6 protein-coding genes are annotated in these 4,215 nt (G+C 67.9%); 4 read left to right on the forward strand and 2 right to left on the reverse strand.

The genetic code is table 11. The annotated features are described in order from the left end of the window. Window positions 1–400, reverse strand: a 400-nt coding sequence (locus ABZ807_RS33125) for an aminotransferase class III-fold pyridoxal phosphate-dependent enzyme (RefSeq protein ID WP_357167047.1), incomplete at its 3' end; no start/stop codon positions are given. Window positions 401–486: 86 nt separating this feature from the next. On the opposite strand from ABZ807_RS33125, the gene ABZ807_RS33130 reads away from it, so the two are divergent. Together ABZ807_RS33130 and ABZ807_RS33135 are read left to right on the forward strand one after the other, a co-directional pair. Then, window positions 487–1,470 (forward strand): LysR family transcriptional regulator, encoded by a 984-nt coding sequence (locus ABZ807_RS33130; protein WP_357167050.1) that lies wholly within the window; start codon window positions 487–489, stop codon window positions 1,468–1,470. Between the two features lie 491 nt (window positions 1,471–1,961). After that, window positions 1,962–3,056, forward strand: coding sequence for a CapA family protein (locus ABZ807_RS33135; RefSeq protein WP_357167053.1), 1,095 nt, complete (start codon window positions 1,962–1,964; stop codon window positions 3,054–3,056). Window positions 3,057–3,365: 309 nt separating this feature from the next. Here the strand turns inward: ABZ807_RS33135 and ABZ807_RS33140 are convergent, their stop codons facing one another. After that, complete coding sequence (locus ABZ807_RS33140; RefSeq protein ID WP_357167056.1) at window positions 3,366–3,596, reverse strand: hypothetical protein; 231 nt, start codon at window positions 3,594–3,596, stop codon at window positions 3,366–3,368. Between ABZ807_RS33140 and ABZ807_RS33145 the strand changes: the two genes are divergently transcribed. After that, window positions 3,586–3,768 (forward strand): hypothetical protein, encoded by a 183-nt coding sequence (locus ABZ807_RS33145; protein ID WP_357167059.1) that lies wholly within the window; start codon window positions 3,586–3,588, stop codon window positions 3,766–3,768. The two genes, ABZ807_RS33140 and ABZ807_RS33145, sit on opposite strands and share 11 nt — an antisense overlap. A gap of 45 nt (window positions 3,769–3,813) precedes the next feature. Continuing rightward, window positions 3,814–4,215: hypothetical protein (locus ABZ807_RS33150; RefSeq protein WP_357167062.1), on the forward strand; the 402-nt coding region annotated here is incomplete at its 3' end.

Below are 4,215 nucleotides of genomic sequence, written 5' to 3' on the forward strand. Positions count from 1 at the left end.
GTGACAACACCCCCCAGATCATGGTCAACAGGGGGACTGAGTCATGCCGCGGCCGGTGGCCTGCAACCCCGGTTGGGGCTACGAAAAAGGTAACGAGGGACTCGGCGAGCCGGCGCGCGAGGTCGATGACCGAGCGCGACAGCATGCCGCTGAACAGGTGGTCCAGGGTCGCGATTTCTCGCTGCACCGTTTGGACGATCGCGGGATGACTGTGTCCGAGAATCGCGCTCATCTGGCCTGAGGTGAAGTCCAGGATCTGCCGGCCGTCGGCGGTGTACACGAAGCTACCGGCCGCGCGCTCGATGATCTCGGGCGTGAACGGAGCGCCGTAGCGCACCAGATGGCGGTCGGCGTCAGACCAGAACTGTTCGGCGGCACTCTGCTCGGTAGTCAGCGTCATACGCCTCACGATAGGAGCGTTCGCTATGCACGAAAAGCTGAGGTTTCTGGCTATGCTGTGCGGAATCCGCGCACAAGGAGTTTCCGATGCGGCTAAACACAGCACGCCTGGAGATGCTCAGCCTGCTGGACGGCCTCGGCACCATGCGGGCCGTCGCCGCAGCCCTGCACATGAGTCCGTCGGCGGTGTCAGCGCAGCTGGCGGTCCTGGAGGCGGAGGCTCACACCGAACTCCTGCGGCGCACCGGCCGCCGCGTGCAGCTCACGCCTGCTGGGCGCACGCTCGCCCGCCACGCCCGCATCATCCTCGACCAGGTCAAGGCCGCTGAGGTGGACTTACAGGGCCTCTCCGGCCAACCAACGGGGCCGGTACGCCTCGCGGCTTTCTCCAGCGCCGTACGGGCGGTCGTCATTCCGCTCGCCGCGCGGCTCCGGAAGGCGCATCCAAGGATCGAACTCGAGGTCGCCGAACTCGACCCGCAGGCCAGCCATCCGGCCCTGCGCCGCGGCGACTACGACATCATCGTGACCGCGGACTTCATCGACGGGTCCATGCCGCTGCATCCTGACGTGCACACCATCCCCCTGCTTACCGATGCCATCGTGCTCGTGCTGCCGCGGTCACAGGTTGCGTCGGACGCACCGGCGGACCTGGCCGACTTCGCCGAGGCGGCCTGGTCCATCGATATGCCCGGCACGTACCTGTCCAACCTGGTGACGAGCACCTGCCGGCAGGCCGGCTTCGAGCCAGTCGTGGCTGGCCGCTTCGCCAGCTACGAGCTGCTTCTGGCGCATGTCGAGGCCGGCCTGTCCGTGTCGCTCCTGCCCGAGCTTGCCGTGGACCGTCGCTACCACGTCGCCACCCGGTCGCTGCGCCGACCGTTGACCCGCCACGTCTATGCGGCCGTTCGCAGCCGATCAACTCTCACCGCAGCGACCCAGATTGTCCTGGACGAATTGTGCGAACTCTCAACGACGTCCTCTCACGACTGGCGAGACGGGTCCGACCGCCAGCCGCTGACGGCCAGTTGGTCGGTCGCGACTGCGGGGTTGGCGACGAGAAGCATGTGAGGCACCTGCCGGGTCGGCACCGTAGAACCCGTCGTCCCTGATCCAGCGGGCCGGAAATCGCCGGGCACGGGCGATTACGCCAGTTGCAACTCCTTCCGGACGACCATCACGCTGAGGTCTCCCGGACAACGCGGAGGGTTTCCGAGCTACCAGGGGAACCTCACCATGAGTCAGCGGATTTCCGGCACGGTGTAGCCGATCATCATGTCCTCGCCGGGGCTGTCTCCCCTTCTACGGCAAGGGCCGCCCGGCGTGAAGATCGGCTCCAGCCTGTGCACGTTCGGCCTGGGTTTGGGCGATCCAGGCGGCTACCACAGCTGGATCCGCTCCGGCGTCGAGAGCTGCCGAGCGTCGGGTCGATGCCGGCGTCGTCTAGGATCTCCCGGATCGTGGCTGCGGCGACCTTGACGAGTACGAGCAGTTCACCGTGGATGCGCCGGTATCCCCATGAGCTGTTCCCCGATGTCCTTCCTCGGCCCTATCCTGTGCGGGTGATCAGCGCCAAGGTGCGTGTGGCGGTGGCGGCCTTCGCGGTCGGGACAGCATTGGCCGGGTGTGCCACCGAAGGGTTGGACCGCCCGGCGGCCGAATGGAAGCCCCCGGCCGCGACGACGTCGAACGCCACGGCATCGCCGAGCGCCACCGAACCGGCCGTGGCCCCGCCGGTCGAGCTGCGGCTGGCTTTCGCGGGCGACGTGCACTTCACGGGCCGCACGCTGCGTCTGCTCGACGACCCGCAGACGGCATTCGGCCGGATCGCGCCGGTGCTACGCGACGCCGACCTCACCTTGGTCAACCTCGAGACGGCGGTGACGAACCGCGGCACCCCGCAGCCAAAACGCTATCAATTCCGATCGCCGGAAACCGCATACTCGGCGCTCCGCGCGGCGGGGATCGACGCGGTGTCGATCGCCAACAACCACACCCTCGACTACGGCCAGGTGGGGCTGCTGGACACCCTCGACGCGGCGGCGGACGCGAACTTCCCGGTGTTCGGCGCGGGGCGCAACGCCGACGCGGCGTACGCACCATGGGTGAGCACCGTGCAGGGGGTGCGGATCGCGGTGCTGGGTATGTCGCAGGTGCACGACCTGGCGACGCAGTGGAAAGCGACGGAGACCCGGCCGGGAATCGCGATGGCGTTCGACGGGGCCCGGGCCATCGCCGCCGTGCGGGCAGCCCGCGACCAGGCCGACCTGGTGATCGTCTTCATGCACTGGGGCGTCGAGGGCAACCCCTGCCCGACGGGGGAGATGAAGACGTTCGCCCGTCAGATGGCCGCCGCCGGCGCGGACATCGTGATCGGAACCCACGCGCACACCCTGCTCGCCGACGGTTGGCTGGGTAAGACCTACGTGCACTACGGCCTCGGCAACTTCCTCTGGTACAGCAACTCGCACAGCACCGACTCCGGCGTCCTGCGGCTGACCGTGCATGGGCGGACGGTGATACGCACCGAGTTCCTGCCAGCGACGGTGTCGGGCACCGGGCAGCCCGACCTCGTGTCCGGCGCGGCCCGCGAGCGGATCGAGGACAAGATCGCCACGGCAAAGAGGTGCACCGGCCTCACGACGAAGCGGCCTTGACACCGTCACCGAGCCTGCGCCAGCGATTACCCTACGGGGACAGCGCAGGGACGGGCCGTTGGCAGCTGCCCGGGTCGGGCGCTCAGAAGGCTGAGCAGGCCCCGCGTGGTGGTCGACAGCAGATCAGCCCAGAATCCGTGAAGACCATCGAGCTAGCGCAGCGGGATTACGCCGAACAGATGTAGTCCGCGGCGCGGCGGCCCGGAAACCCTGCTTTCCGTCGGGTGAGGGTGGGTCACCGTTGCCTTCTCAGGCCGGATAGCCGGGATGGTTCACCCGTTCGGCTACCCGACCTGAGAGTCGGCCCTGTTAGCTGGTCACCGTCGCGGTTGCCGATCCGCCGAGGTTGCTGCGTACCGTGATCACCTGCGGGTTGTCGAGCCAGCCGCGCTGGTCGGAGTAGCGTCCACCGCCCCGGTTGGTCAAGGTGAACATGAACTCGCCCGATTGCCCGTAGACGGACAGGATCGCGTTCGGGTCGGTGCTCGTCGCCTCGATCGTCAACAGCCGCGACTTCCATCGGGCCTTCGTGATCGTCACCCGGTCCGAGGGCGCGGGCGCGCCCGGGTTGAGGGTGATCGTCGCGGTTCGCGTGACTGCGAACCAGGAGGCGGTGATCGTCGCCGTCGTGGTGCTGGTGACTGCGGTCGTGGTCACGGCGAACGCGCCTGTCGACGATCCGCCGCTCACGACCGTCTCCGACGGGATCTGAACGACGGCCGGGTTGCTGCTGGACAGTTGGACGACGGCCCCGTCCGTGGCGCCTGTGAAGGTGACCGTCCCGGTTGCAGGGCTGCCGCCGGTGAAATCGGACGGGTTCACGGACACCGACGAGAGGGACGGGCCCGGCGGGGTCGCCGCGTTTACCGAGAGGTTTGCCGTGCGCGGGATGTTCTGGACGGCGGCGGTGATCTGGACGATTGCGGGTGGGGCGGCGGCATTGGTGGCGATGGTGAACGTGACGGTGGCTTGCCCGGCCGGGACGACGACCGACGCGGGCACCGTGGCGACAGCGATGTCGCTGCTGAGGAGCAGCACCGTCGTGGCCGTCGCGTCGGGGATCAGGGTGTCAACTGCTGTCAAGGGAGTGTTCTTTAGGCGTCGAAGGCGTGTTCTGGTGTTGTTCGGGCGTGGGGTTACGGGAGTGTCGTACCCATCG

It is taken from the genome of Micromonospora sp. NPDC047548 (assembly GCF_040642975.1).
Taxonomy (GTDB): Bacteria; Actinomycetota; Actinomycetes; order Mycobacteriales; family Micromonosporaceae; genus Micromonospora.